This window comes from Zestomonas ipomoeae (assembly GCF_057128665.1).
In genome coordinates, this window is the sequence record NZ_JBSKHQ010000015.1 from 74,994 (window position 1) to 99,994 (window position 25,001).

The 25,001-nt window shown below is 64.7% G+C and carries 28 protein-coding genes; 18 read left to right on the forward strand and 10 right to left on the reverse strand.

Annotation, left to right across the window (positions count from 1 at the left end):
* Nucleotides 1-60: 60 nt before the first annotated feature.
* The 4 genes from ACWKV7_RS16335 to pilG all read right to left on the reverse strand — a co-directional run bounded on the left by ACWKV7_RS16335 (nucleotide 61) and on the right by pilG (nucleotide 3,671).
* Nucleotides 61-2,109, reverse strand: a complete 2,049-nt coding sequence (locus ACWKV7_RS16335; RefSeq protein ID WP_483858748.1) for a methyl-accepting chemotaxis protein — start codon at nucleotides 2,107-2,109, stop codon at nucleotides 61-63.
* A gap of 158 nt (nucleotides 2,110-2,267) precedes the next feature.
* Nucleotides 2,268-2,804 carry a chemotaxis protein CheW gene (locus ACWKV7_RS16340; RefSeq protein WP_483858749.1) on the reverse strand — a complete coding sequence of 179 codons (537 nt, stop codon included), beginning with the start codon at nucleotides 2,802-2,804 and terminating at the stop codon, nucleotides 2,268-2,270.
* Between the two features lie 47 nt (nucleotides 2,805-2,851).
* Nucleotides 2,852-3,217 (reverse strand): twitching motility response regulator PilH, encoded by a 366-nt coding sequence (gene pilH / locus ACWKV7_RS16345; protein WP_483858750.1) that lies wholly within the window; start codon nucleotides 3,215-3,217, stop codon nucleotides 2,852-2,854.
* A gap of 46 nt (nucleotides 3,218-3,263) precedes the next feature.
* A complete protein-coding gene (gene pilG, locus ACWKV7_RS16350; RefSeq protein ID WP_119692218.1) occupies nucleotides 3,264-3,671 on the reverse strand; it encodes a twitching motility response regulator PilG in 408 nt (135 codons plus the stop codon).
* Nucleotides 3,672-3,915: 244 nt separating this feature from the next.
* On the opposite strand from pilG, the gene gshB reads away from it, so the two are divergent.
* The 7 genes from gshB to ACWKV7_RS16385 all read left to right on the forward strand — a co-directional run bounded on the left by gshB (nucleotide 3,916) and on the right by ACWKV7_RS16385 (nucleotide 9,754).
* The gene (gene gshB, locus ACWKV7_RS16355) at nucleotides 3,916-4,887 is read left to right on the forward strand and encodes a glutathione synthase (protein ID WP_483858751.1); all 972 of its coding nucleotides are present in this window, start codon (nucleotides 3,916-3,918) and stop codon (nucleotides 4,885-4,887) included.
* Between the two features lie 87 nt (nucleotides 4,888-4,974).
* Nucleotides 4,975-5,868, forward strand: a complete 894-nt coding sequence (locus ACWKV7_RS16360) for an energy transducer TonB (protein WP_483858752.1) — start codon at nucleotides 4,975-4,977, stop codon at nucleotides 5,866-5,868.
* Between the two features lie 75 nt (nucleotides 5,869-5,943).
* Entirely contained in the window at nucleotides 5,944-6,513 is a 570-nt protein-coding gene (locus ACWKV7_RS16365) for a YqgE/AlgH family protein (protein WP_483858753.1), read from the forward strand.
* On the forward strand, nucleotides 6,510-6,938 hold the full coding sequence (ruvX, locus tag ACWKV7_RS16370) for a Holliday junction resolvase RuvX (RefSeq protein WP_483858754.1): 429 nt from the start codon (nucleotides 6,510-6,512) through the stop codon (nucleotides 6,936-6,938). Before ACWKV7_RS16365 ends, ruvX begins: the two co-directional genes overlap by 4 nt.
* Nucleotides 6,939-6,955: 17 nt before the next feature.
* Nucleotides 6,956-7,462 carry a bifunctional pyr operon transcriptional regulator/uracil phosphoribosyltransferase PyrR gene (pyrR, locus tag ACWKV7_RS16375; RefSeq protein ID WP_483858755.1) on the forward strand — a complete coding sequence of 169 codons (507 nt, stop codon included), beginning with the start codon at nucleotides 6,956-6,958 and terminating at the stop codon, nucleotides 7,460-7,462.
* Nucleotides 7,463-7,472: 10 nt separating this feature from the next.
* Nucleotides 7,473-8,483: an aspartate carbamoyltransferase catalytic subunit gene (locus tag ACWKV7_RS16380; protein ID WP_483858756.1), complete on the forward strand. Its 1,011-nt coding sequence runs from the start codon at nucleotides 7,473-7,475 to the stop codon at nucleotides 8,481-8,483.
* Nucleotides 8,483-9,754 (forward strand): dihydroorotase, encoded by a 1,272-nt coding sequence (locus ACWKV7_RS16385; protein ID WP_483858757.1) that lies wholly within the window; start codon nucleotides 8,483-8,485, stop codon nucleotides 9,752-9,754. Before ACWKV7_RS16380 ends, ACWKV7_RS16385 begins: the two co-directional genes overlap by 1 nt.
* A gap of 23 nt (nucleotides 9,755-9,777) precedes the next feature.
* Here ACWKV7_RS16385 and ACWKV7_RS16390 read toward each other — a convergent pair whose 3' ends face one another.
* From ACWKV7_RS16390 to pilT, 4 genes are all read right to left on the reverse strand, one after another.
* Entirely contained in the window at nucleotides 9,778-10,575 is a 798-nt protein-coding gene (locus tag ACWKV7_RS16390) for a substrate-binding periplasmic protein (protein WP_483858758.1), read from the reverse strand.
* Between the two features lie 121 nt (nucleotides 10,576-10,696).
* Nucleotides 10,697-11,098, reverse strand: coding sequence for an NINE protein (locus tag ACWKV7_RS16395; protein ID WP_483858759.1), 402 nt, complete (start codon nucleotides 11,096-11,098; stop codon nucleotides 10,697-10,699).
* A 70-nt stretch (nucleotides 11,099-11,168) separates the two neighbouring features.
* The gene (locus ACWKV7_RS16400) at nucleotides 11,169-12,314 is read right to left on the reverse strand and encodes a PilT/PilU family type 4a pilus ATPase (protein WP_483858760.1); all 1,146 of its coding nucleotides are present in this window, start codon (nucleotides 12,312-12,314) and stop codon (nucleotides 11,169-11,171) included.
* Between the two features lie 109 nt (nucleotides 12,315-12,423).
* Nucleotides 12,424-13,458 (reverse strand): type IV pilus twitching motility protein PilT, encoded by a 1,035-nt coding sequence (pilT, locus tag ACWKV7_RS16405; protein WP_483858761.1) that lies wholly within the window; start codon nucleotides 13,456-13,458, stop codon nucleotides 12,424-12,426.
* A gap of 68 nt (nucleotides 13,459-13,526) precedes the next feature.
* Here pilT and ACWKV7_RS16410 point away from each other — a divergent pair, with 68 nt between their 5' ends.
* From ACWKV7_RS16410 to ACWKV7_RS16460, 11 genes are all read left to right on the forward strand, one after another.
* Nucleotides 13,527-14,222 carry a YggS family pyridoxal phosphate-dependent enzyme gene (locus ACWKV7_RS16410; protein ID WP_483858762.1) on the forward strand — a complete coding sequence of 232 codons (696 nt, stop codon included), beginning with the start codon at nucleotides 13,527-13,529 and terminating at the stop codon, nucleotides 14,220-14,222.
* A 10-nt stretch (nucleotides 14,223-14,232) separates the two neighbouring features.
* Nucleotides 14,233-15,066 (forward strand): pyrroline-5-carboxylate reductase, encoded by an 834-nt coding sequence (proC, locus tag ACWKV7_RS16415; RefSeq protein ID WP_483858763.1) that lies wholly within the window; start codon nucleotides 14,233-14,235, stop codon nucleotides 15,064-15,066.
* 9 nt (nucleotides 15,067-15,075) lie between these two features.
* On the forward strand, nucleotides 15,076-15,669 hold the full coding sequence (locus ACWKV7_RS16420; RefSeq protein WP_483858764.1) for a YggT family protein: 594 nt from the start codon (nucleotides 15,076-15,078) through the stop codon (nucleotides 15,667-15,669).
* Nucleotide 15,670: 1 nt separating this feature from the next.
* Nucleotides 15,671-15,967 carry a DUF167 domain-containing protein gene (locus tag ACWKV7_RS16425; protein ID WP_483858765.1) on the forward strand — a complete coding sequence of 99 codons (297 nt, stop codon included), beginning with the start codon at nucleotides 15,671-15,673 and terminating at the stop codon, nucleotides 15,965-15,967.
* A 142-nt stretch (nucleotides 15,968-16,109) separates the two neighbouring features.
* Nucleotides 16,110-18,098 (forward strand): dynamin family protein, encoded by a 1,989-nt coding sequence (locus tag ACWKV7_RS16430; protein ID WP_483858766.1) that lies wholly within the window; start codon nucleotides 16,110-16,112, stop codon nucleotides 18,096-18,098.
* Between the two features lie 134 nt (nucleotides 18,099-18,232).
* Nucleotides 18,233-19,372 carry a homoserine O-succinyltransferase MetX gene (metX, locus tag ACWKV7_RS16435; protein ID WP_483858767.1) on the forward strand — a complete coding sequence of 380 codons (1,140 nt, stop codon included), beginning with the start codon at nucleotides 18,233-18,235 and terminating at the stop codon, nucleotides 19,370-19,372.
* Nucleotides 19,373-19,374: 2 nt separating this feature from the next.
* Complete coding sequence (gene metW, locus ACWKV7_RS16440) at nucleotides 19,375-19,995, forward strand: methionine biosynthesis protein MetW (protein ID WP_483858768.1); 621 nt, start codon at nucleotides 19,375-19,377, stop codon at nucleotides 19,993-19,995.
* A gap of 23 nt (nucleotides 19,996-20,018) precedes the next feature.
* Nucleotides 20,019-20,438 carry a DUF4426 domain-containing protein gene (locus ACWKV7_RS16445; protein WP_483858769.1) on the forward strand — a complete coding sequence of 140 codons (420 nt, stop codon included), beginning with the start codon at nucleotides 20,019-20,021 and terminating at the stop codon, nucleotides 20,436-20,438.
* A complete protein-coding gene (gene rdgB, locus ACWKV7_RS16450) occupies nucleotides 20,435-21,028 on the forward strand; it encodes an RdgB/HAM1 family non-canonical purine NTP pyrophosphatase (RefSeq protein WP_483858770.1) in 594 nt (197 codons plus the stop codon). Before ACWKV7_RS16445 ends, rdgB begins: the two co-directional genes overlap by 4 nt.
* Nucleotides 21,025-22,206, forward strand: a complete 1,182-nt coding sequence (hemW, locus tag ACWKV7_RS16455) for a radical SAM family heme chaperone HemW (protein ID WP_483858771.1) — start codon at nucleotides 21,025-21,027, stop codon at nucleotides 22,204-22,206. The genes rdgB and hemW overlap by 4 nt, the downstream gene beginning before the upstream one ends.
* Nucleotides 22,207-22,221: 15 nt before the next feature.
* Complete coding sequence (locus ACWKV7_RS16460) at nucleotides 22,222-22,545, forward strand: DUF3392 domain-containing protein (protein WP_483858772.1); 324 nt, start codon at nucleotides 22,222-22,224, stop codon at nucleotides 22,543-22,545.
* A gap of 148 nt (nucleotides 22,546-22,693) precedes the next feature.
* Here the strand turns inward: ACWKV7_RS16460 and ACWKV7_RS16465 are convergent, their stop codons facing one another.
* Both ACWKV7_RS16465 and trmB read right to left on the reverse strand, forming a co-directional pair.
* Nucleotides 22,694-24,007, reverse strand: coding sequence for a DUF1329 domain-containing protein (locus ACWKV7_RS16465; RefSeq protein WP_483858805.1), 1,314 nt, complete (start codon nucleotides 24,005-24,007; stop codon nucleotides 22,694-22,696).
* 264 nt (nucleotides 24,008-24,271) lie between these two features.
* Nucleotides 24,272-24,988 (reverse strand): tRNA (guanosine(46)-N7)-methyltransferase TrmB, encoded by a 717-nt coding sequence (trmB, locus tag ACWKV7_RS16470; RefSeq protein ID WP_487249222.1) that lies wholly within the window; start codon nucleotides 24,986-24,988, stop codon nucleotides 24,272-24,274.
* Nucleotides 24,989-25,001 lie beyond the last annotated feature (13 nt).

A 25,001-nucleotide genomic window follows, 5' to 3' on the forward strand; every position in this document is an offset into this window, starting at 1 on the left:
CCCCATCCCTCTCGTTCATGGCCGCGTAACGGCGGCCTCAGGCCGCCGCGCTTCCTCTGCTCAAGCCTGTTCCCTGGCGTCCGGCAGGGTAAAGCCGGAAACCGAACGACGCATCTCGCTGGCCATCTTGGCCAGGTTACCAATGCTCTTGGCGGTCGCCGTGGTACCGGCGGAGGTTTGCGAGGTGATCTCCTGGATCACGTTCATGGTGTTGGAGATGTGACCGGCCGACGAGGCCTGCTGCCGTGCAGCGTTGGAGATGTTCTGGATCAAGGCCGCAAGGGTCTTGGATACCTTCTCGATCTCCTCCAGGGCCACACCGGCGTCCTGCGCCAGGCGGGCACCGCGTACCACTTCGGAGGTGGTCTGCTCCATGGAGATAACCGCTTCGTTGGTATCGGTCTGAATGGTCTTTACCAGGGCCTCGATCTGCTTGGTCGCAGCGGAGGAACGCTCCGCGAGGCGCTGTACCTCGTCCGCTACCACGGCGAAGCCGCGACCCGCATCACCGGCCATGGACGCCTGGATCGCGGCGTTCAGTGCGAGGATGTTGGTCTGGTCGGCAATGTCGTTGATCAGGCTAACGATGTCACCGATCTCCTGGGACGACTCACCGAGGCGCTTGATCCGCTTCGAGGTGTCCTGGATCTGCTCACGGATGTTATCCATGCCGGTGATGGTGTTGTGTACGACTTCGTTACCCTTGTTGGCGATGGCTACGGAACGTTCCGCTACCGCGGAGGATTCCGAGGCGTTCGCCGATACCTGGTCAATCGACACGGCCATTTCGTTGATCGCCGCGGATGCACCGGCGATTTCCTGGGCCTGGTGTTCGGACGCCTCGGCCAGATGCATTGCCGTGGCCTGGGTTTCCTGGGCAGCGGCGGCCACCTGTACGGCGGTCTGGTTGATCGTCAGTACCAGGTCGCGCAGCTGGTCGATGGAGTAGTTGATGGAGTCGGCGATGGCACCGGTGAAGTCTTCGGTTACCGTCGCGGCCACGGTCAGGTCACCGTCCGCGAGGTCGGCGATTTCATCGAGCAGTCGCAGAATCGCAGACTGGTTCCGTTCGTTCTTCTCGGCGGTTTCGGACAGGCGACGGCGGGTGTCCTGCACCATGACCAGACCGATCAGGATGATCGATGCCAGCGCCAGGATACCCAGCACGTAACCAGCGACGATGTTCAGGTAGCGCCCTTCGGCAAGGTTCTCGAAGCGGTTGGCCAGCACCGAGGCCTTTTCCAGCAGTTCCTGGGAACCGCTGAAGATCGAGTTGGCCGATTCGCGGACCTGGAACAGTTCCGGGGAAGTTTCGAGAATCTCGTCCACCGAGCCGGATACGAATTCGAAGAGTTCGGAAATCTCTGCCAGACGCTCGAGCGCTTCCTCGTCGGTCACGCGGGAGATTTCCATCGCCGCGTTGCCTTCGAGCATGGCGTTGAGTACGCGACCGAACAGGCTGGCGTCGCGACCGAACATGTCGGCGGCCTGTACCGAATCTTCGTCACCCGCCAGTACCTTGTTCACCGAGCCGAGGATACGTTCGGCCAGCAGCGACTGGCGCTGGGCCACCGAAACCTGGGCTGCCGGCGCCCCGCTTTCCAGCAGGATGTCGACCACCTCTTCGTACTCGACCTGCAGCTGCGGAATGGTTTCCGCCAGCGTCGCGGCTACCTGGTGCAGGGAGAGAACGGTCTGCTCGCTGGCGAGAATGGCGTCGGCGTTGCGACGCAGGCTGTCCCAGTCCTGCTGCACGGCGGCCATCTGCTCGGACACCGCGGCAGGCGCCGGCGGTAGGCCGGTGCTTTCGTCGCCGGAGACCAGCGACTCCCAGCGCTTGCCGAAGTCGTTGCGTGCTTCGCGCAAGAGGGCGAAGGCCTCGGACTTGCCCGCCGCCGCTTCCGTGGCGTTCTTCGCAATACGCTGGGAAAGCACCCGCAACTCGCCGGAGTTACTGATGTATTCCTTGTCGTAGTTCGACTGGGTGTTGAGATAGGCGAAGTTGGCGAACAACAACACGATGGAAACGATCAGGACCACGAAGAGTCCAGCGATCAGCGTGCTGCTGCGCATACCTGCCAAGAGATTGCCTGCGTCTAGTTTCTTCATATCTGGCCCCCGCCTGGACCTACCGCACTACGTTTCCCAAATAACGCCAAAGGGCCGACCAGGCCGACCCAACCGTAAACTCCGCGGTCACTTACGCACCGCCTGCCGGCCGAACCTGTGCTCGACCCGCCATTCGACTGGTGACCCAGTCGACTCCCTCAAATCGCCACGTCGAGAAAATCCGGATAACGTGCCAGCGCATAGGGGCTGAACACCAACCAGGGATTCTCGCGCTGGAAGACCCCATGGACGAAGGGCTGAATCGCCGCCTCCAGGGGAGGCAACTGCTCGGAGAACGCGTCCACCGGGAAATGCTGCATGCCGAATACTTCGTCGACTGTCAGCCCGGCGAAGACGTCTTGATGCTCCACCACCAGGATTCGCCGTTTCTTGCGCAGCGGCGACAGCTCGCCGCCGAAATAGCCGCACAGATCCATGATCGGCAACAGGCGACCGCGCACGTTCGCCACGCCCTTGACCCAGCTCTTGACGCCGGGCAGCAAGGTGTGTCGCGGCTCGTGCAGCACTTCACTGACTTCGCCCATGGGCGCCACGAACAAGCGCTCGCCCATGCGAAAGCCAATGCCGCTCCAGGTCTGTACCGTTTCCTGCTGGGACGGCAGGCCGGCTGCCAGTTGGCGGCAACGCTGGTCGATCTCGAGGAGGAGCTGGAAGGGAGTCTGAGCGTCCGACATGCCGGCCTTGTTCTTCTTATTTATTCTTCAGGCGTAATGGCGCGGCATCAGCCGGCCAATACGGCATTCAGGGTTTTCAGCAGCGTATCTTCGTCCACCGGCTTGGTCAGGTAGTCGCGCGCACCCTGGCGCTTGCCCCAGACCTTGTCGGTCTCCTGGTCCTTGGTGGTGACGATGATCACTGGAATGTGGCTGGTTTCGGCGTCCTTGGTCAGCTGACGGGTCGCCTGGAAGCCGTTGAGGCCGGGCATGACGATATCCATCAGAACCGCGTCGGGCTTTTCCTGACGGGCCAGAGCCACGCCATCGGCGCCGTTTTCCGCCTTGAGCACTTGGTGACCGTGCTTCTCCAGCATTGCGGTCAGCTTGTACATCTCGGTCGGAGAGTCATCAACAATCAAAATTCGAGCCATGGTGTTCCCCATACGGAATAGGCATCACCGGCCTGGAGGCCGGACATCAGGAGGCTTGCTCCACCGGGGTGAAGTCGGGGACGTGGGCCTTGATCGCGCCGAGCAATTCTTCCTTGCTGAAAGGCTTGGTGAGGTATTGGTCGGAACCGACGATACGGCCTTTGGCCTTGTCGAACAGGCCGTCCTTGGAGGACAGCATGATCACCGGGGTGGATTTGAAAGCACTGTTGTTCTTGATCAGGGCACAGGTCTGATAACCATCGAGCCGCGGCATCATAATGTCGACGAAGATGATGCTGGGATGAGTGTCGGCGATCTTGGCCAGCGCATCGAAGCCATCCACAGCCGTGATGACCTCGCAACCCACCTTCTTCAGCAGAGTTTCCGCAGTGCGACGAATCGTTTTCGAATCGTCGATCACCATCACCTTCAAACCCTCGGAATGCTGTTCCATTTTCGCCCTACCATCGCCTCGGTGAGTCGTTATTTTGCGTTATATCAGTGCGCCTGAGGCCCTATCACCGACGGGCTGCAACCCAATCGTCGGGCCTTTTTAGCACACTCTCCAGATGCAATCTATAAGCCCCCGACGCACAAGGTTTTTCCTTGACCGGGAGGAGCGCCGGCGCCACCCTGGCGCCGATCAGTCTAGTCGTGGTAGCCCAACGCTGCCGAAATTCCCCTCGGAGGATTCCCCCATGAGCGTTCGCCTCGGGATTGTCATGGACCCCATCGCGCGCATCGCCTTCAAGAAGGATAGCTCGCTGGCCATGCTGCTCGCCGCCCAAGCCCGCGGTTGGCAGCTGTTCTATATGGAGCAGCAGGACCTTTATCAGGCCGGCGCCCAGGCCCGCGCCCGCACCCGCCAGCTTCAGGTATTCGATGACGCCCAGCACTGGTACGCGCTGGAGGAGGAACAGGACATCGCCCTGGCCGAACTGGACGTGATCCTCATGCGCAAGGATCCGCCGTTCAACAGCGAGTACGTCTATGCCACCTACCTGCTGGAGCTCGCCGAGCGCGACGGCAGCCTGGTGGTGAACCGGCCGCAGAGTCTACGCGATTGCAACGAGAAATTCTTCGCCACCCAGTTTCCGCAGTGCACCCCGCCGACGCTGGTCAGTCGACGGGCCGACATTCTGCGCGAGTTCGCCAAAGAGCAGCGTGACATCATTCTCAAACCCCTGGATGAAATGGGTGGCGCCTCGATATTTCGCCACCGGGAGGGCGATCCCAACCTGTCGGTTATCCTCGAAGTGCTGACCGACCACGGTAACCGGCAGATCATGGCGCAGCGCTACCTGCCGGCGATCAAGGACGGCGACAAGCGCATCCTGATGATCGACGGCGAGCCGATCCCCTATTGCCTGGCACGGATTCCCGCCGCCGGCGAAACCCGCGGCAACCTCGCCGCCGGCGGGCGTGGCGTCGCCCAGCCGCTGTCCGAGCGGGATTTCGAGATCGCCGCGACGGTCGGCCCGGAACTGCGCAAGCGCGGCCTGCTGTTCGTCGGCCTGGACGTCATCGGCGAACACCTCACCGAGATCAACATCACCAGCCCGACCTGCATCCGCGAGATCGACAAGGCCTTCGACACGCGCATCGGCGAACGCCTGATGGAGGCCATCGACGGCAAGCTCAAGGCACTGAGCCGAACGCCGAAAGCTTGATGCAGGTGGCAGCTTGAAGCTTGTCGCTTGCAGCCTGCCGCGCGATGCCGTCAGACTGCGCAGCATTTCGAAGCTACCCGAATCGCGATGAACGCAGCCGCCAACCCGTCGACCCTCGATACCGCCGGCATCCGCCCGGCGGATCGCCTTGGTTTTACCCTGTTCCTTGCCGCTGTCCTGCACGTGGCATTGATTCTCGGCCTCGGCTTCACCCTGGCCGAACCGACCCAGATCAGCAAGACGCTGGAAATCACCCTGGCCACCTTCAAGAGCGACGAGAAGCCGAAGAAGGCCGACTTCCTCGCCCAGGACAACCAGCAGGGTAGCGGCACCCTGGAACACGAGGCGACGCCCACCACCACCGAGCAGGCGCTGTTCCAGGACACCGAGGTCAAGCGCGTCACACCGCCCACCACTCCGCCACCGAGCGCCCGCCAGCAGACCCCGAAGTCCGCCGTCGCCACCGTTACGCGCCAGCGCGAGAAGACTCCGGTCAAACGCGAGGAAACCAAGCCCGATCCGAACACCCGCGCGACCCCTGCATTCGACAGCAGCCAGCTGTCCAGCGAGATCGCCAGCCTGGAAGCGCAACTGGCCCAGGAACAACAGCTGTATGCCAAGCGCCCGAAGATCCACCGCCTGAACGCCGCCTCGACCATGCGTGACAAGGGCGCCTGGTACAAGGAAGACTGGCGCAAGAAGGTCGAGCGTATCGGCAACCTCAATTACCCCGACGAGGCACGCCGCCAACGCGTCTACGGCAGTCTGCGCCTGCTGGTGTCGATCAACCGCGACGGCACGCTGTATGAGGTACAGGTGCTGGAGTCCTCCGGCCAGCCGCTGCTGGACCAGGCGGCGCTGAAGATCGTGCGCCTGGCCGCGCCCTTTGCCCCGTTCACCGGCGACCTAGCGGACATCGACCGCCTGGAAATCATTCGCACCTGGCGTTTCGAGCGTGGCGACCGGTTGTCGAGCCGCTGAGCCGCATCGGCTTTTAGCTCCTCACTGGAGACGGGGAGCTTGATGCCCCGCCCGCGAAGCCCGAAACTACCGCCCATGAACGTTTCCGCCGCCAGCTATCTCAAGCATCACTTCCTGATCGCCATGCCGCACATGGCCGATCCGAATTTTGCCCAGACCCTCACCTACCTGATCGACCACAACGAGCAGGGCGCCATGGGCTTGGTCGTCAACCGTCCGAGCGGCCTGACCCTGTCCGACGTGCTCGAGCAGTTGCGCCCGGACAGCGAGCCGCCACTGGCTTGCCAGAACATTCCGATCTACTCCGGCGGCCCGGTGCAGACTGATCGCGGCTTCGTCCTGCACCCCAGCGGCTACAGTTTCCAGGCCACCCTGGAGCTGGGCGAACTGGCGCTGTCGACCTCCCAGGACGTGCTGTTCGCCATCGCCGATGGCCAGGGCCCGGAAAAATTCCTCATCGCCCTCGGCTATGCCGGCTGGGAGGCTGGCCAGCTGGATAGCGAACTGGTCGAGAATACCTGGCTGACCTGCCCGGCGGATGCGGCGATCCTCTTCGACCAGCCCCACGACCAGCGTCTCGCCGCCGCCGCGGCGCGCCTCGGGGTCAACCTCAGCCTGCTCACCAGCCAGGCCGGCCACGCATGAGCGAACTGCGCCTGCTGCTCGGCTTCGACTACGGCAGCAAGCAGATCGGCGTCGCCGTGGGCCAGGCCATCACCGGGCAGGCGCGCGAGCTCTGCGTGCTCAAGGCGCAGAACGGCGTGCCGGACTGGCTCAAGGTGGAAGCCCTGATCAAGGAATGGCAGCCGGACGCCATCGTCGTCGGCCTGCCGCTGAACATGGATGGCACGCCGAGCGAGATGAGCGCCCGCGCCGAAAAGTTCGCCCGCCGCCTGCACGGCCGCTTCAACCTGCCGGTACACATGCACGACGAACGCCTCACCACCTTCGAAGCCAAGGGCCAGCGCCTCCACCAAGGCCAACGCGGCGGCTATCGGGAAAACCCTGTCGACGCACTGGCCGCGGCCCTTCTGCTGGAAGGCTGGCTGGCGGCCCGCACCGACGCCTGACCTCCACAGGAGAGACCATGGACCTGCCCAACCCCACCGAACTGCTGCCACGGATGGCGGCGGCGCTGAACGCCCACCTGGCCAAGCGGCAGATCGCCGAACCACGCTACATCGGCATTCGCACCGGCGGCGTATGGGTCGCCCAGGCCCTGCTGGAGACCCTCGGCAGCCAGGAGCCGCTCGGTCACCTGGACGTCTCGTTCTACCGCGACGACTTCACCCAGAACGGCCTGCATCCGCAGGTCAAGCCCTCGGCCCTGCCCTTCGAGATCGAGGGGCAGCACCTGGTGCTGATCGACGACGTGCTGATGAGCGGCCGCACCGTGCGCGCCGCACTCAACGAGCTGTTCGACTACGGCCGCCCGGCCAGCGTGACACTGGTCTGCCTGCTCGACCTGGACGCCCGCGAGCTGCCGATCCGGCCGGACGTGGTCGGCGCCAATCTGTCGCTCGCTGCCGACGAACGGGTAAAATTGCTCGGCCCCGCGCCGCTCGTACTCGAGCGCCAGACCCTCTCCCACTGAGACCCCCGCGATGACGCCGACCGCCGCCAAGCGCCCGCTGCAACTCAACGACCAAGGCCAGTTGCGCCACTTCTTGTCCCTCGACGGCCTGCCTCGCGAGCTGTTGACCGAAATCCTCGATACTGCCGATTCCTTCCTCGAAGTCGGCACCCGCGCGGTGAAGAAAGTCCCGCTGCTGCGCGGCAAGACCGTCTGCAATGTGTTCTTCGAGAACTCCACGCGCACCCGCACCACCTTCGAGCTGGCTGCCCAGCGGCTGTCCGCCGACGTGATCAGCCTCAACGTCTCCACCTCCTCCACCAGCAAGGGCGAGACGCTGTTCGACACCCTGCGCAACCTGGAGGCGATGGCCGCCGACATGTTCGTGGTCCGCCATGCGGATTCCGGTGCGGCGCACTTCATCGCAGAGCACGTCTGCCCCCACGTGGCGGTGATCAACGGCGGCGACGGCCGCCACGCACACCCGACCCAGGGCATGCTCGACATGCTGACCATCCGCCGCCACAAGGGCAACTTCGAGCAGCTTTCGGTGGCGATCGTCGGCGATATCCTGCATTCGCGGGTGGCCCGCTCGGACATGTTGGCGCTGCGCACCCTGGGCTGCAGCGACATCCGCGTGATCGCGCCGAAGTCCCTGCTGCCCATCGGCATGGAGCAGTATGGCGTCAGCGTCTACCACGACCTGGCCGAAGGCCTGAAGGACGTCGACGTGGTGATCATGCTGCGCCTGCAGCGCGAGCGCATGCAGGGCGGCCTGCTGCCCAGCGAGGGCGAGTTCTACCGGCTGTACGGCCTTACCGAGCAACGCCTCAGGCTGGCCAAGCCGGATGCCCTGGTCATGCATCCAGGACCGATCAACCGGGGGGTCGAGATCGAGTCCGCGGTGGCCGACGGCCCGCAGTCGGTGATTCTCAACCAGGTTACCTACGGCATCGCCGTGCGCATGGCCGTGCTGTCGATGGCCATGAGCGGCCAGGCCGCGCAGCGCCAACTGAACCAAGACTCCGAGGAGCAGAACTGATGCGTACCCGTATCCTCGGCGCCCGCCTGATCGATCCGACCACCGGCCTGGACCGCACCGGCGACCTCTACCTGGAGGCCGGCAAGATCGTCGCGCTCGACCAGGCACCGAGCGGCTTCGTCGCCGATCGCAGCATCGACGCCCAAGGCCTGGTCGCCGCCCCCGGCCTGGTGGATCTCTCGGTCGCCCTGCGCGAGCCCGGCTACAGCCGCAAGGGCAATATCGCCAGCGAGACCCTGGCCGCCGCCGCTGGCGGCGTGACCAGCCTGTGCTGCCCGCCCCAGACCAAGCCGGTCCTCGACACCCCGGCGGTAGCCGAACTGGTGCTCGAACGCGCCCAGGAAGCCGGCCATGCCAAGGTCTACCCGATCGGCGCCCTGACCAAGGGCCTGGCCGGCGAGCAACTGGCGGAGCTGGTGGCCCTGCGCGACGCCGGCTGCGTCGCCTTCGGCAACGGCCTGGCCAACTTCGCCAACAACCGCACCCTGCGCCGCGCCCTGGAATATGCCGCCACCTTCAACCTGACGGTGATCTTCCACTCCCAGGATGCCGACCTGGCCGAGGGCGGCCTGGCCCACGAAGGGCCGACGGCCAGCTTCCTCGGCCTGGCCGGGATTCCGGAAAGCGCCGAGACCGTGGCCCTGGCACGCAACCTGTTGCTGGTCGAGCAGGCCGGCGTGCGTGCCCACTTCAGCCAACTGACCAGCGCCCGCGGCGCGCACATGATCGCCGAAGCCCAGGCCCGCGGCCTGCCGGTGACGGCGGACGTGGCGCTGTACCAACTGCTGCTCACCGATGAGGCCCTGCACGGCTTCTCCAGCCTCTACCACGTGCAGCCTCCCCTGCGCACCCAGGTCGACCGCGAAGGCCTGCGCGAGGCAGTGAAGAGCGGCGTTATCGGCAGCATCGCCAGCCATCATCAACCCCACGAGGCGGATGCCAAGCTCGCCCCGTTCGGTGCCACAGAGCCCGGCATCAGCAGCGTCGAGCTGTTGCTGCCGCTGGCCCTGGGACTGGTTCAGGACGGCTTGCTCGACCTGCCGACGCTGCTCGCCCGTCTCACCGGCGGCCCAGCCGCCGCTTTGCACCTGCCGGCCGGCAAGCTGGCGGTAGGCGCTCCCGCCGACCTGGTGCTGTTCGATCCCGAGGCCTCGACGCTCGCCGGCGAAACCTGGCGCTCGCGCGGACGCAACTGCCCCTTCATCGGCGACCGCCTGCCAGGCCGGGTGCGCTACACGCTGCTGGACGGCAGGATCAGCTTCGAGGGATAGCGTCAGGGGCCGGGGCAGCCGCTTCAGAATGGATAGTGCTGCTCCAGGCCGTATTTCCCGTAGAACCTGCGCAACGTGCCGTCCGCCTTCATCTGCCGCAACTGCTCGTCGTAGCGCTGGGCCAGTTCCGCCAACCCCGGATAGGTCGAGCCCCTGACGAAGGTGTTGTAGTAGGGCTCGCTCTTCAGCGGCTTGGGCAGGTAGGCGATCCGCTCGGCGTAGCCGCCCTGGCGGGCCTCGTAGAGCGTCACCATGACCGGCAACGGCACCGCATCGATGCGTCCGTGCAGCAGCTTCTGGATCTGCAGGGCATTCTGGGTCACCAGGTCGACCGTCAGCGCACCGGCGTCGACGGCGGCCCAGAACTCCTTGTTGTAGGAAAATCCCTGGGTGGCGCCGATGCGCAGCCCGCGCAGGTCATCCAGGCTGTCGTAGCGGAAACGATCCTGGTCCTGCTTGCGCACGAAGAAGTGCCAGCTGTTGTAGATGTGCGCCTCGCGGGCATACAGCAGGTACGGCAAACGCTCGTCCTTGTGCGAATAGGTGAATACCATGTCGTACAGCTTGCCCTGCCGCCAGTTGCTTTCCAGGCGGGCGGAGGACGACTCCAGCATGACCCGATAGGGCACCCCCAGCAGGCCGAAGATGTGCGCCACGATGTCGACATCCAGCCCCTTGACGGCTCCGTCGTCAGAGTCCAGATAGCGCACCGGAACCTCCGGAATACCGCCGATCACCAACGTTCGCCCCTGCGCACTGGCCATGCATGAGCACAGCAACAGCGCACCCAGCAGCATGCGAAGAGCACTGCACAAGCGCATAGGCCTCCTCCGCCAATGCAACCCGACGGGCTGGAACATCGCCCGCCCCGACCGCCGGCGTCAGCCAAACCAGCGACGCTGTCTTTAGCCTAGCAACAGATTGCCCGCAGCCCGCCGCGCCTCAGGAGGTTTTGGCGTTGAGCAGCGAGATCTGCGAATTGAGCGTCCAGAAGTCGTACAGCACGCCAATCAGGAAGAAGCCGCCGGTGAGCAGGTAGAGGATGCCGCTGATCCACTTGCCCATGTACATGCGGTGCACGCCGAGCACGCCCAGGAAGGTCAATAGCAGCCAGGCGATGTTGTAGTCGGTTTCACCGCCCTGGAAGCGCAGGTCGGCCTCGCGATCCATGGCGGGGATCAGGAACAGGTCGATGATCCAGCCGATGAACAGCAAGCCCAGGGTGAAGAACCAGAGAGTGCCGGTAACCGGCTTGCCGTAGTAGAAGCGGTGGGACCCGAGAAAACCGAAGATCCACAGCAGGTAGCCGAAGACTTTGCTGTGGGTGTCGTGTTGCTCAACCATGAATACCTCGCTGAAATCACCTGCCGATAAAAAACCCGCACTCGGCGGGTTTTAGCACAACGACAGCGGCTCAGCGAAAACGCCGCGGCTGGTCGTCGTCGCTGACCTCCAGGGACAGTCCCTGGGTCATGCTGGTCAGGTGGTCGCCATCGGTTTCCGAACCCAGCTTGATCATCAGGCGCAGGTCGTTGGCCGAGTCGGCGTAGAGCAGCGCATCTTCGTAGGTGATCTCGCCCTGGGTGTAGAGGTTGTACAGCGCCTGGTCGAAGGTCTGCATGCCCATCTCGGTGGAGCGTTTCATCAGCGCCTTGAGCTCGTGGACCTCGCCCTTGCGGATCAGGTCGGCGGCCAGCGGGGTGTTGATCAATACCTCGATCACCGCGCGCCGGCCCTTGCCGTCAGGGGTCGGCACCAGCTGCTGGGCGACGATGGCCTTGAGGTTCAGCGACAGGTCCATCCACACCTGGTTCTGCCGGTCGGGCGGGAAGAAGTTGATGATGCGATCCAGCGCCTGGTTGGCGTTGTTGGCGTGCAGGGTGGCCAGGCACAGGTGGCCGGTTTCGGCGAACGCGACGCCGTAGTCCATGGTTTCACGGGTACGGATCTCGCCGATCAGGATCACGTCCGGCGCCTGGCGCAGGGTGTTCTTCAGGGCCACCTCGAAGGACTCGGTATCGATGCCCACTTCGCGCTGGGTAACGATGCAGCTCTGGTGCTGGTGGATGTATTCAATCGGGTCTTCGATGGAAATGATGTGGCCGCTGGTGTTCTTGTTGCGGTAGCCGATCATCGCCGCCAGCGAGGTGGATTTGCCGGTACCGGTGGCGCCGACGAACAGCACCAGGCCACGCTTGGTCAGCGCCAGTTTCTTGAGGATCTCCGGCAGCTTGAGGTCGTCCAGCGTGGGAATATTGGTTTCGATGCGGCGCAGCACCATGCCGGCCAGGTTGCGCTGGTAGAAAGCGCTGACCCGGAAGCGGCCGATACCACGGGCGCTGATGGCGAAGTTGCACTCATGGTTCTCGGCGAACTCGCGGCGCTGCTGGTCGTTCATCACCGAATGCACGGTCTCGCGGGTCTGCTCCGGGGACATCGGGTTCTTGGTCACCGGCATGATCTTGCCGTTGACCTTCATCGACGGCGGCACGCCAGCGGTGATGAACAGGTCGGAGCCGCCCTTTTCGACCATCAGGCGCAGCAGTTTTTCGAATTCCATGGAGTCTTCTCGCCTTTCACGCCAATCTCATGCCGCAACGCGATGCGCCGCGCGAGCCGTCCGCCGGCGTGTACCGCGGACGACGGGAGGCGGGACGGCCCGCCTGTGCTTAAAAGTTCTCCGGGATCTTGGCCTTTTCCCGCGCGCCTTCGCGGCTGATCAGCCCTTTCGCCAACAAGCCCTTCAGGCAGGCGTCCAGGGTCTGCATGCCCAGCGAGCCACCGGTCTGGATCGCCGAGTACATCTGCGCCACCTTATCCTCGCGGATCAGGTTACGGATCGCCGGGGTGCCGATCATGATCTCGTGGGCCGCTACCCGACCGCCGCCGACCTTCTTCAGCAGGGTCTGGGAGATGACCGCCTGCAGGGACTCGGAAAGCATGGAACGCACCATGGATTTCTCTTCGGCGGGGAACACGTCGACCACCCGGTCGATGGTCTTGGCCGCCGAGGTGGTGTGCAGGGTGCCGAACACCAGGTGACCGGTTTCCGCGGCGGTCAGCGCCAGCCGGATGGTTTCCAGGTCGCGCATCTCACCCACCAGGATGATGTCCGGGTCTTCCCGCAGGGCCGAGCGCAGCGCCTCGGAGAAGCCGAGGGTGTCGCGGTGCACTTCGCGCTGGTTGACCAGGCACTTCTTCGATTCGTGAACGAATTCGATCGGGTCTTCGATGGTGAGAATGTGGTGGTACTTGTTGTTGTTCAGGTAGTCGAGCATCGCCGCCAGCGTGGTGGACTTGCCCGAACCGGTGGGGCCGGTGACCAATACCAGGCCGCGCGGCACGTCGGTGATCTTGCGGAACACTTCGCCCATGCCCAGGTCTTCCATGGTCAGCACCTTGGAAGGAATGGTCCGGAACACCGCACCAGCGCCACGGTTCTGGTTGAAGGCGTTGACCCGGAAGCGCGCCACACCGGGCACTTCGAAGGAAAAGTCGGTCTCCAGGAATTCTTCGAAATCCTTGCGCTGCTTATCGTTCATGATGTCGTAGATAAGCGCGTGCACCTGCTTGTGGTCCAAGGCCGGCAGGTTGATCCGCCGCACATCGCCGTCGACACGAATCATCGGCGGCAGACCGGCAGAGAGATGCAGGTCCGAAGCGCCTTGCTTGGCGCTGAAGGCAAGCAGCTCAGTAATATCCATGGGACTCCCCAATTCCAAGCGGTTAGAATGCCGCAGACCCAAGGTGGCCGGGCGAAAGAGCGCAGGTAATGTCCACGATAGCAGAGAATATTGCAAAGGTCGGCGCGCGCATCCGTGAGGCGGCGCAAGCCTCGCAGCGCGATTTTGCGACCGTCGGCCTGCTCGCGGTGAGCAAGACCAAGCCGGCCGAGGCGATTCGCGAGGCCCATGCCGCCGGCCTGCGCAACTTCGGCGAAAACTACCTGCAGGAAGCCCTGGAGAAACAGCGGCAATTGGCGGATTTGCCATTGATTTGGCATTTCATCGGCCCCATTCAGTCGAACAAGACCCGAGCCATCGCCGAACACTTCGACTGGGTGCATTCCGTGGACCGCCTGAAGATCGCCCAACGCCTCGCCGAGCAACGCCCGGCCGGGTTGCCACCCCTGGATATCTGCCTGCAGGTCAATGTCAGCGGCGAAGCCAGCAAGTCCGGCTGCGCCCCGCAAGACCTGCCGGAGCTGGCGCAAGCCGTCGCGCACTTGCCGCGCCTGCGTCTGCGCGGGCTGATGGCGATTCCCGAGCCGACCGAAGACGTCGCCGCCCAGCGTGCCGCCTTCGCCCGGCTACGCGACTTGCGCGACAGCCTGGGACTCGGCCTCGACACCCTGTCCATGGGCATGAGCCACGACCTGGAAGCCGCCATTGCCGAAGGCGCCACCTGGGTGCGCATCGGCACCGCCCTGTTCGGCGCCCGCGACTACGGCGCCCCACGCACTGAATAAGGAATCCCCCATGAACGATCCACGCATTGCCTTCATCGGCGCCGGCAACATGGCCGCCAGCCTGATCGGCGGTCTGCGCGCCGAAGGCGTTGCCGCCGAACGCATCCGCGCCAGCGACCCCGGCGCCGAGCAGCGCGCGCGCATCGCCGCCGAGCACGGCATCGAGCTATTCGCCGACAACGCCGAAGCCATCCGTGGCGCAGAGGTGGTGGTGCTGGCGGTCAAACCGCAGGTGATGAAAGCAGTATGCCAGGCCCTGGCACCCAGCCTTGAGGACGGCCAGCTGATCATCTCCATCGCCGCCGGCATCGACTGTGCAAGCCTCGAGCGCTGGCTGGCCAAGGGGCCGGACGCCCGCCCGGCCATCGTGCGCTGCATGCCCAATACCCCGGCTGTGCTGCGCCAGGGCGTCTCCGGCCTGTATGCCAATGCCCAGGTGTCGGCGGCCCAGCGTCAACAGGCCGAGCACCTGCTCTCCGCCGTCGGCCTGGCCCTGTGGCTGGAGGAGGAGCGGCTGATCGATGCGGTCATCGCCGTGTCCGGCAGTGGCCCGGCGTATTTCTTCCTGATGCTCGAAGCGATGACCGCCGCCGGCGAAACGCTCGGCCTGCCGCGGGAAACCGCCGGGCTGCTGGCCCAGCACACCGCCCTCGGCGCAGCGCGCATGGCCATCGAAAGCGGCGTAGAGGCCAGCGAACTGCGGCGCCGGGTGACCTCGCCGAACGGCACCACCGAAGCGGCGATCAAAACCTTTCAGGCCGGCGGCTTCGAAGCCCTCGTGCACCAGGCGATGGACGCCGCCGCCCGGCGTTCCGCCGAGATGGCCGAACAACTGAGTCAATAGGAGTCATTGATGTCCGGATTCATCGAAGCCCTCATCTATATCATCCAGACCCTCGGCAGCCTGTACCTGCTGATCGTGCTGCTGCGCTTCATCCTGCAACTGGTGCGAGCCGACTTCTACAACCCGCTCAGCCAGTTCATCGTGCGCGCCACCCAGCCGCTGCTGCGACCGATGCGCCGGGTGATTCCCAGCCTCGCCGGGCTGGACATGTCCTCGCTGCTGCTGGCGATCCTCATCCAGCTGCTGCTGATGGTGGTCACCCTGATGCTCATGGGCTACGGATTCGGCAGTCTGCTGGTGCAATTGCTGATCTGGTCGATCATCAGCATCACCTCGCTGTTCCTCAAGGTGTTCTTCTTTGCCCTGATCGTCAGCGTGATCCTGTCCTGGGTCGCGCCGCAGAGCTACAACCCCGCCGCGCAACTGGTCAACCAGATCTGCGAGCCGCTGCTGGCACCGTTCCGCCGCCTGCTACCCAACCTCGGCGGCCTGGACATCTCGCCGATCTTCGCCTTTATCGCGATCAACCTGATCGACCGCTTCGTGCTCGGCAACCTGATCGTCGCCACCGGCATGCCGCCGATCCTCAGCCCGTTCATGTGAGATGGCCTACTACCGCTGGGACGGCGCCGACCTGCTGCTCGACTGCCACCTGCAGCCCAAGGCCAGCCGCGACGAGTTCGCCGGGCTGCATGGCGAGCGGCTGAAGATCCGCCTCACCGCCCCGCCGGTGGAAGGCAAGGCCAACGCCCACCTGTTGGCCTTTCTCGCCGAGGCCTTCGGCGTCGCCAAGAGCCGGGTACGGCTGGAGGCCGGCGAGCTGAACCGCCAGAAGCGCGTGCGCATCGAAGACCCGCAGCGACTGCCGGAGCTGCCCGAACTGACCGCTCGCCCCACCTGACCGACCTTAAGGCGGGACTGTGACCCAGTGCGATTGACGCACCGGGGACTCCCCGCATAATGCGAACATCCCACCGTTGCGCTGCACGCCGCGCGGCCGTAAGCCCAGAGGCCTGGCAGGCGCTACCCAGAGGAGAGCGAGAATGAGCATGGAACGTCTCAACCAACAGGTTGAAGCCTACGTTGCATGGAAGCGCGAATTGATTCGCGAAATCACCCGCTACCGCAGCTGGCTGGAGCACAACCGGCTCAACTCCGACGCGGTGCAGGCCAAGCTCGAACGCGCCCTGCGCCTGCTGCGCACCGACCACATCACCCTGGCCTTCATCGGCGAGTTCTCGCGCGGCAAGACCGAGCTGATCAACAGCCTGTTCTTCTCCGAATATGGCCAGCGCATGCTGCCCTCCCACGCCGGGCGCACCACCATGTGCCCGACCGAGCTGTTCTTCGATCCGCGCTCCGAGCGTTCCTATATCCGCCTGCTGCCCATCGAGACCCGCGTCGCCGATGCCAGTATCGCCCAGTTCAAGCGCATTCCCCGGCACTGGGTGAACATCCCGCTGGACATCAGCGATCCGGACAACATGGCCCAGGCCTTCACCCAGGTGGCCAAGACCAAGCCGATGCCAGTGGAGCAGGCGATCCAGCTCGGTTTCCATCCGGATATGCTGGAATCCGCCGGCAAGCCCGGCCAGGTGCTGGTGCCGGCCTGGCGCCATGCACTGGTGAATTTCGATCACCCGCTGCTGCGCCAGGGCTTGCGCATTCTCGACACCCCCGGCCTCAACGCCCTGGGCAGCGAACCGGAACTGACCCTGTCGATGCTGCCCAGCGCCCAGGCGGTGATCTTCCTGCTGGCCGCCGATACCGGCGTCACCGCCAGCGACATGCAGGTCTGGCAGCAACACATTCGCCAGCTCGACGACGACACCCAGACCAGCCTGTTCGCCGTGCTGAACAAGATCGACGTGCTCTGGGACGACCTCGCCGGCGACGCCTTCGTGCACAACGCCATCGCCCAGATCCAGACCGCCACTGCCCTGCAGCTCGGCATCAACAAGGACGACGTGCTGCCGCTGTCGGCCAAGCAGGCATTGCTGGCCAAGGTGCGCAACGACCAGGCGCTGCTCGAACGCAGCCAGCTGTCCAACCTGGAACACCTGCTGTGCGAGCGCATCGTCGCGCAGAAGGAGCGCCTGCTCGAAGACCACGTGGTCAACCAGGTGCTCGGCCTGCTGCAGAACAGCCAGCACGTGCTCAACCTGCGCCTGGACAAGGTGCGCGAGCAGTACACCCTGCTCAGCAACCAGCAACAGGATAACGGCCAGTTGCTGCTCGAACTCACCGCCAAGACCAAGGAAGAGCACAGCCTGCACCACAAGCGCCTGCTGAGCCTGAAGAGCAACCAGCGCCTGCTGGTGCGCCAGGCCGAGCCCCTGCGTTCGGGCACCCGCCCGCAGCGCCTGGAGGCCCACCTCAACAAGTTGCGCCGCAACCTGAGCGGCAGCTGGACCACCGTCGGCATCAACCAGGCGATCCTGCACTTCTTCAACAGCGTCGAGAACGATCTGGACATCCTCGAGCAGGAGGCGGAAATCGCCAACAAGATCGTTGCCGCCATCTACCGCCGGCACAATGACGAAAACCCGCTGCACGGCATCGACGCGCCGCAGTTCAACGTCGCCCGCTACCGCCGCGAGCTGCAGCATCTGCAAGCCAAGGCCGACCACTTCCGCCTGCATCCGAAGACGCTGCTCACCGAGCAGCGCAGCCTGACCCGACGCTTCTTCGCCACCCTGGTACAGGAAGTGATCGGCATGCACCAGCGCCTGCGCAAGGATGCCGAACAGTGGACCGGCGATACCCTGACGCCCTTGATGCAGCATGCCCTGGAGCACAAGCAGATGCTGGAAAGCCATATGCTGCGGCTCAAAGCACTGGCCCAGGAAACCCAGCAGGCCCGCCAGCGCAGCGAGCAGCTGGCGCGCTACGCCAAGGACCTGGAACAGCAGCAGGCCCAGGCCAACGACATGCTGCGCATCCTGCGCCGCCCGGCGCCGATCCTGCGCCAGGGCAAAGTGGTGAGCCTGCCCAGTGCCAAGCGCCAGCAGGAAGTCAGCGACCAGGCCTGACGCCCGGTCGCCGCTTCGCGCCCGCCCGAAGTCCAGTCCTTGGCCGGGTCGGGCCACGCCAGGGTGCGATACAGGATGAATTGCGCGGCGCTTCCCATTAGACTTTGGCGCCTCCTTTCAGCGAGAGCAGGATAGTGCCATCCGTCTTCCCCGATGACTCCGTCGGCCTGGTCACCCCCCAGGTACTGCACTTCGCCGAACCCCTGGCGCTTGCCTGTGGGCGCAGCCTGGCCGACTACCAACTGGTCTACGAAACCTATGGCGAACTGAATGCCGCGCGCAGCAACGCCGTGCTGATCTGCCACGCGTTGTCCGGCCATCACCACGCCGCCGGCTACCATAGCGCCGAAGACCGCAAGCCCGGCTGGTGGGACAGCTGCATCGGCCCGGGCAAGCCCATCGACACCAACAGGTTCTTCGTCGTCAGCCTGAACAACCTCGGTGGCTGCAACGGCTCCACCGGCCCGTCCAGCCTCAACCCGGCCACCGGCAAGCCGTTCGGCGCCGACTTCCCGGTGATGACGGTGGAGGACTGGGTACATAGCCAGGCACGGCTGGCCGACCGCCTGGGCATCGAACGCTGGGCAGCGGTGATCGGCGGCAGCCTCGGCGGCATGCAAGCCCTGCAATGGACGATCAGCTACCCCGAGCGGGTGCGCCACTGCATGGCCATCGCCTCGGCGCCGAAGTTGTCGGCCCAGAACATCGCCTTCAACGAAGTGGCGCGCCAGGCCATTCTGACCGACCCTGAGTTCCACGGCGGCCACTTCCAGGAACAGGGCGTGATCCCTAAGCGCGGGCTGATGCTGGCGCGCATGGTCGGCCACATCACCTACCTGTCGGACGATGCCATGGGCGAGAAATTCGGCCGCGGCCTGAAGAGCGAAAAACTCAACTACGACTTCCACAGCGTCGAGTTCCAGGTGGAAAGCTACCTGCGCTACCAGGGCGAGGAATTCTCCGGGCGCTTCGACGCCAATACCTACCTGCTGATGACCAAGGCGCTGGATTACTTCGACCCGGCCGCCGCCCACGAGGGCGATCTGGTCAAAACCCTGGCAGTCGCCCAGGCGAACTTTTGCGTACTGTCCTTCACCACCGACTGGCGCTTCTCGCCGGCACGCTCGCGGGAAATCGTCGATGCCTTGGTGGCCGCCGGCAAGAACGTGAGTTACCTGGAGATCGACGCGCCGCAGGGCCACGACGCCTTCCTGATGCCCATTCCCCGCTACTTGCAGGCATTCAGCAGCTACATGAAACGGATTGCGGTGTAACCATGCGAGCCGATCTGGACATCATTCAAGACTGGATTCCCGCCGGCAGCCGGGTGCTCGACCTCGGTTGCGGCAACGGCGAGTTGCTGGCGTGGCTGCAGGCGCACAAGCAGGTCAGCGGCTACGGCTTGGAAATCGACCCCGACAAGATCGCCCAGTGCATCGAAAGAGGGGTCAACGTGATCGAGCAGAACCTCGATCTGGGCCTGGGCAACTTCGCCAGCGACAGCTTCGACGTGGTGGTGATGACCCAGTCGCTGCAGGCCCTGCACTATCCGGACAAGGTGCTGGCGGAAATGCTGCGGGTCGGCAAGACCTGCATCATCACCTTCCCCAACTTCGGCCACTGGCGCTGCCGCTGGTACTTGGCGACCAAGGGGCGCATGCCGGTATCGGAGTTCCTGCCGTATACCTGGTACAACACGCCGAACATTCACTTCTGCACCTTCGAGGATTTCGAGGCACTTTGCCACCAGCAGCAGGTCAAGGTACTGGACCGCCTGGCGGTCGACCGCGCGCATCGCCACGACTGGCTGAGCCGTGCATGGCCTAATCTGTTGGGTGAGATCGGCATCTATCGCGTCAGTCGTCCGGGCGCGGCAGATCGCCGGTCCCATCCCTGAACCTCGACGACAAGGAGCCACACATGTCCCGTCTAGCGCTTTTCTTCCTCGCTCTTTGCCTGGCCCTGCCTGCCGCCGCCGAGCGCAAGCAAAGCTTCGGCGACCTGGATGTGCACTACAGTGCGTTCAACTCCGGTTTCCTCCAGCCGGACATCGCCGCCGCCGCGAACCTGGCGCGCAGCAAGACCCTCGGCGTGCTGAACATTGCCGCGCGCAAGGCCGGGCAGCCGGTCGCCGCCCAGGTCAGCGGACAGGTGAAGAACCTGCTCGGCCAGGTCCATCAACTGCAGTTCAAACAGGTGAAGGAAGGCGAGGCCATCTACTACCTCGCACAGTTCCCCTTCGAGGGGCGCGAGACCCTGCGGTTCAACGTGCAGGTACAGACCGCCGGCAGCCCGCCCCACAGCTTCGAATTCAATCAGGAGTTTTTCCCCGAAGAATGATGCCGCTCAAGCAACTGGTGCTGGCCAGCCACAACCCCGGCAAGCTCAAGGAACTGCAGGCCATGCTCGGCGACGCCGTGCAGCTATGTTCGATCGGCGAGTTCAGCGACGTGGAGCCGGAAGAAACCGGTCTGTCCTTCGTCGAGAACGCCATTCTCAAGGCGCGCCATGCCGCACGGGTATCCGGCTTGCCGGCACTGGCCGACGACTCGGGGCTGGCGGTCGATGCCCTCGGCGGCGCGCCCGGCATCTATTCGGCACGCTACGCCGACGGCCAGGGCGATGCGGCGAACAACGCCAAGCTGCTGCAGGCCCTGCGCGAGGTGCCCGAGGAACAGCGCGGCGCCCAGTTCGTCTGCGCCCTGGCGCTGGTCCGGCATGCCGACGACCCGCTGCCGATCCTCTGCGAAGGACTCTGGCACGGGCGCATCCTCGACGCACCGCGCGGCGAACATGGCTTCGGCTACGACCCGCTGTTCTGGGTACCGGAGTGCGAGTGCTCTAGCGCCCAGTTGCCGGCCGCGACCAAGAACCGACTGAGCCACCGCGCCAAGGCGATTGCACTGCTCAGGCAGCGGTTGGGGCTATGAGCCCTGATGACAAGGCCGACGTCGCCAGGCGCCACGGCGGCTTAGAGCTGCCGCCCCTGGCGCTCTACGTGCACATTCCCTGGTGCGTGAAAAAGTGCCCGTACTGCGACTTCAACTCCCACGCTGCCGGGCCGCAGTTGCCGGAAGCCGCCTATGTCGACGCCCTGCTCGCCGACCTCGATGGCGACCTGCCGCAGGCCCAGGGCCGCGAGCTGACCTCGATCTTCTTCGGCGGCGGCACGCCCAGCCTGTTTTCCGCCCAGGCCCTCGGCCGCCTGTTGGAAGGCGTCGAGCGCCGCCTGCCGTTCGCGGCCGACATCGAGATCACCCTCGAAGCCAACCCCGGCACCTTCGAGCAGGCCAAGTTTCGTGATTACCGCACGCTCGGCATCAACCGCCTGTCGATCGGCATACAGAGTTTTCAGGAGCAGCAACTCAAGGCCCTCGGCCGCATCCATGACGGTGCCGAGGCGCTGCGCGCGGCAGACATGGCGCGCGATTCCGGCTTCGACAACTTCAACCTGGACCTGATGCACGGCCTGCCGGGGCAGAGCTTGCACGACGCCCTTGCCGACCTGCGCCAGGCCATCGCCCTGGCGCCGACCCATCTATCCTGGTACCAACTGACCCTGGAGCCGAACACGGTGTTCTGGAGCCAGCCACCGGTGCTGCCGGAGGACGACGTGCTCTGGGATATCCAGGAGGCGGGGCAAGCCCTGCTGGCCGAACAGGGCTATGCCCAGTATGAGGTCTCCGCCTACGCCCTGCCCGGACGGCGGGCACGGCACAACCTGAACTACTGGACCTTCGGCGACTTCATCGGCATCGGCGCTGGCGCCCATGGCAAGCTGAGCGAGGCCGACGGACGTATCCAGCGCACCTGGAAGACCCGCTTGCCCAAGGATTACCTCGACCCAGCCAAACCGTTCCGCGCCGGAACGCGCGCGCTGGAGGCGACCGAACTGCCCTTCGAGTTCCTGATGAACGCCCTGCGCCTGAGCGATGGCGTGCCGGCCGAGCTGTTCACCCAGCGCACCGCCCTGCCGCTAGCCACCCTGGCGGACGGCCGCAGCGAAGCCGAAGCCCGCGGACTGCTGCTCGCCGACCCGTCGCGCCTGGCGGCCACCGCCAAGGGCCAGCTCTTCCTCAACGACCTTCTTCAACTCTTCCTACCCTGAGCCCGAGGACCGCCCATGGATCTGGTACTGGACCTGATCGCCACCGTTTCCCGCTGGAGCCGCAGCCACCTGTACGACATTTCCCTGGCCATCATGGCCACGCTGTTCGTGCTGTTCGGCCCACACCTCAACGCCTGGGTGCAACGTAGCATCAGCCAGTTCAACTTCTTCCTGCGCACACTGATCTTCGTACTGGTCTGCGCCGTGGGCTACGGCCTGGCGATCGTCTTTCTCACCCCCTGGGTCGCCAAGGGCCTCGGCCACTTCAACAACTTCACCCTGGCTCCGGTGCTGTTGCTGGTGTTCTTCCTCATTGGCGTGATCGCCGACCGCAACTAGGGCAGCCAGGCTGCTGAGCGTGGCTCCGACGAGAAAGTCATTCATTCGCCCAGGTGACTGAATTCACCCGCCCCTGATCATGTCGCGGCGGCTCGCCGATCACCTGCCCTTGACGACAAAGCCGCCCCTCGGGGCGGCTTCTTTCGACTCAGTTGCCTTCGCGGCGCAACGCCTGGGGTGTGAAGTCCCGAGGGTTGAGGTTGGCGTCGAAATCGTACATGGGCTCGTTGTTGTCCATGCCGTCGACGAAGTAGCGGCCGCCCTTGAAGTCGTAGAGGGTTTCCAGGGTACTGCTGACCATCGGCACGTCGTAGTAGTTGATCGGATGGATCTCCTGCAGGCCGCTCAGCTCGCCCTTATCGTCATACAGGTCGACGGCAAGGATCTGCCAGCTGTCTTCGTCGACATAGAAGCGCCGCTTGGCGTACAGGTGGCTGAAGCCGATGCGCAGCTTCGCCTCGACCACCCACACGCGGTGCAGCTCGTAGCGCAGCAGGTCCGGGTTGACAGTCTTGTCCTGGAGGATCTTCTCGTAGGGAATGCCCTTCTGGTGCACCGGGTAGCTGTTGTACGGCACCAGCATTTCCTGCTTGCCGATCAACTGCCACTCATAGCGGTCCGGCGCACCGTTGTAGGCGTCGACCACGTCGGCGGTGGCCAGGCCGTTGGTGTCCGGTTGCAGGCTGTCGTAGGCCAGCATTGGCAGGCGCCGGACTCGGCGTTCGCCACGGTTGAAGCGCCAGGCCTTGCGGATCGCCAGCACCTGGTCGAGGGTTTCCTGCACCACGAGCGCCGAGCCGGCCAGCTTGGAGGGCGCAACCACGCGGTACTTGTAATAGAACAGGGTGTTGTCCAGATCCTGCGGGCTCATGCCGTCACGACCATAGACGAAGTAGATGTCGCGCTCCAGCTTGAGCAGGTTGTAGCCGCCGCTGGCGAGCACCGCCGCCTGGTTGGTGACGGCATGAAACTGCTCGCCGCGGTAGCGCATGATGTGGTTCCAGATCACTTCCTGGCCGGTCTTCGGCAGCGGGAAGGGAATACCGGCCGCTACGCCAGACACGCCGTTGCCGCCGGAAATCAGCTCGGCATGGGTGGCGTTGAAGCGCGTGGCGTCATAGATGCGCTGCGGCGCGCTGGCACTGCGATGAGTGGGGAAGACCCGCACCTGGTAGTCCGGATACAGCTTGAGCAGCGTCTGCAGGCCCTGCGGCAACACCGTCTTGTACTGCTCGACGTTGCCGCCGTTGACCACGTACTGCGCCGCCTCGCCGGCATAGGGATCGGGGTGGTGCATGCCCGGCTGGTAACCGGCCGGGGGCCTGCTCAGGCCACCGTCCCAGGCGGGAATGGTGCCAGCGGCATTGCCGGCGCGTTCGCCGCCAAGCGGCGTCAGGTCCTGGCCGAGGCGAGCCGCCTGGGCCGCGTCGACCTGGGCATGAACCTGCCAGGCAATCGTCATCAGGATCAGAGTTGCGAAGCTTCTCAACACAGCATTCTCCTTGCAGCGAGTGGGCGCACTGCATTTTTTATGCGCACGGTCAGTGTAGGCCGCGCTTGGGTTGTTGCCGTCTGCGTGAGGTGAGGAAGCCATCCTGACGCCGGGTGGTCCCGGTCTATTGATCGTCCCTGCGGCCGCCAGGCGGCCATGCAACTTCAATTCCGGACGGGGCTCTATCGACCCCTGGTCCGCTGAACGGCGACGGCACAGGCATGCCGCCACGGGTCACTCGATGCGCTGGAACTTGAGGTCCCAGACGCCATGCCCGAGGCGCTCGCCACGGCGTTCGAACTTGGTGATCGGCCTTTCCGGCGGGCGCTCGACGAAGTCGCCGCCCTCGGCGAGGTTGCGATAGCCCGGCGCGGCGCTGAGCACCTCGGCCATGTACTCGGCATAGGGCTGCCAGTCGGTGGCCATGTGCAACACACCGCCGACCTTGAGCTTGCGGCGCACCAGTTCGGCGAATGCCGGCTGCACGATACGCCGCTTGTGATGACGCTTTTTATGCCAGGGGTCGGGAAAGAACAGCAGCACGCGATCCAGGCTGGCATCGGCCACGCAGTCGCGCAATACGTCCAGCGCATCGCAGCTGTACACCCGCACGTTGCGCAATTCCTGGCTCAGCAGTCCGCTGAGCAGAGCACCGACGCCGGGCTTGTGCACCTCGACGCCGATGAAATCCTGCTCCGGCGCAGCAACGGCCATTTCCAGCAGGGACTGGCCCATGCCGAAGCCGATCTCGAAGGTGCGCGGCGCGCTGCGCCCGAAGACCTGGTCGAAATCTCGCGGACCATCGGCCAGTTCCAGGCCGAACAGCGGCCAACCCTGCTCCAGTGCGCGTTGCTGGCCGAGCGTGGTGCGCCCGGCCCGCATAACGAAGCTCTTGATGGCACGCAGCGGGCGGGCGGCAGTGTTCTGCTCGGGGGTGAGCTCTTCAACCATGATCAACTCGGCG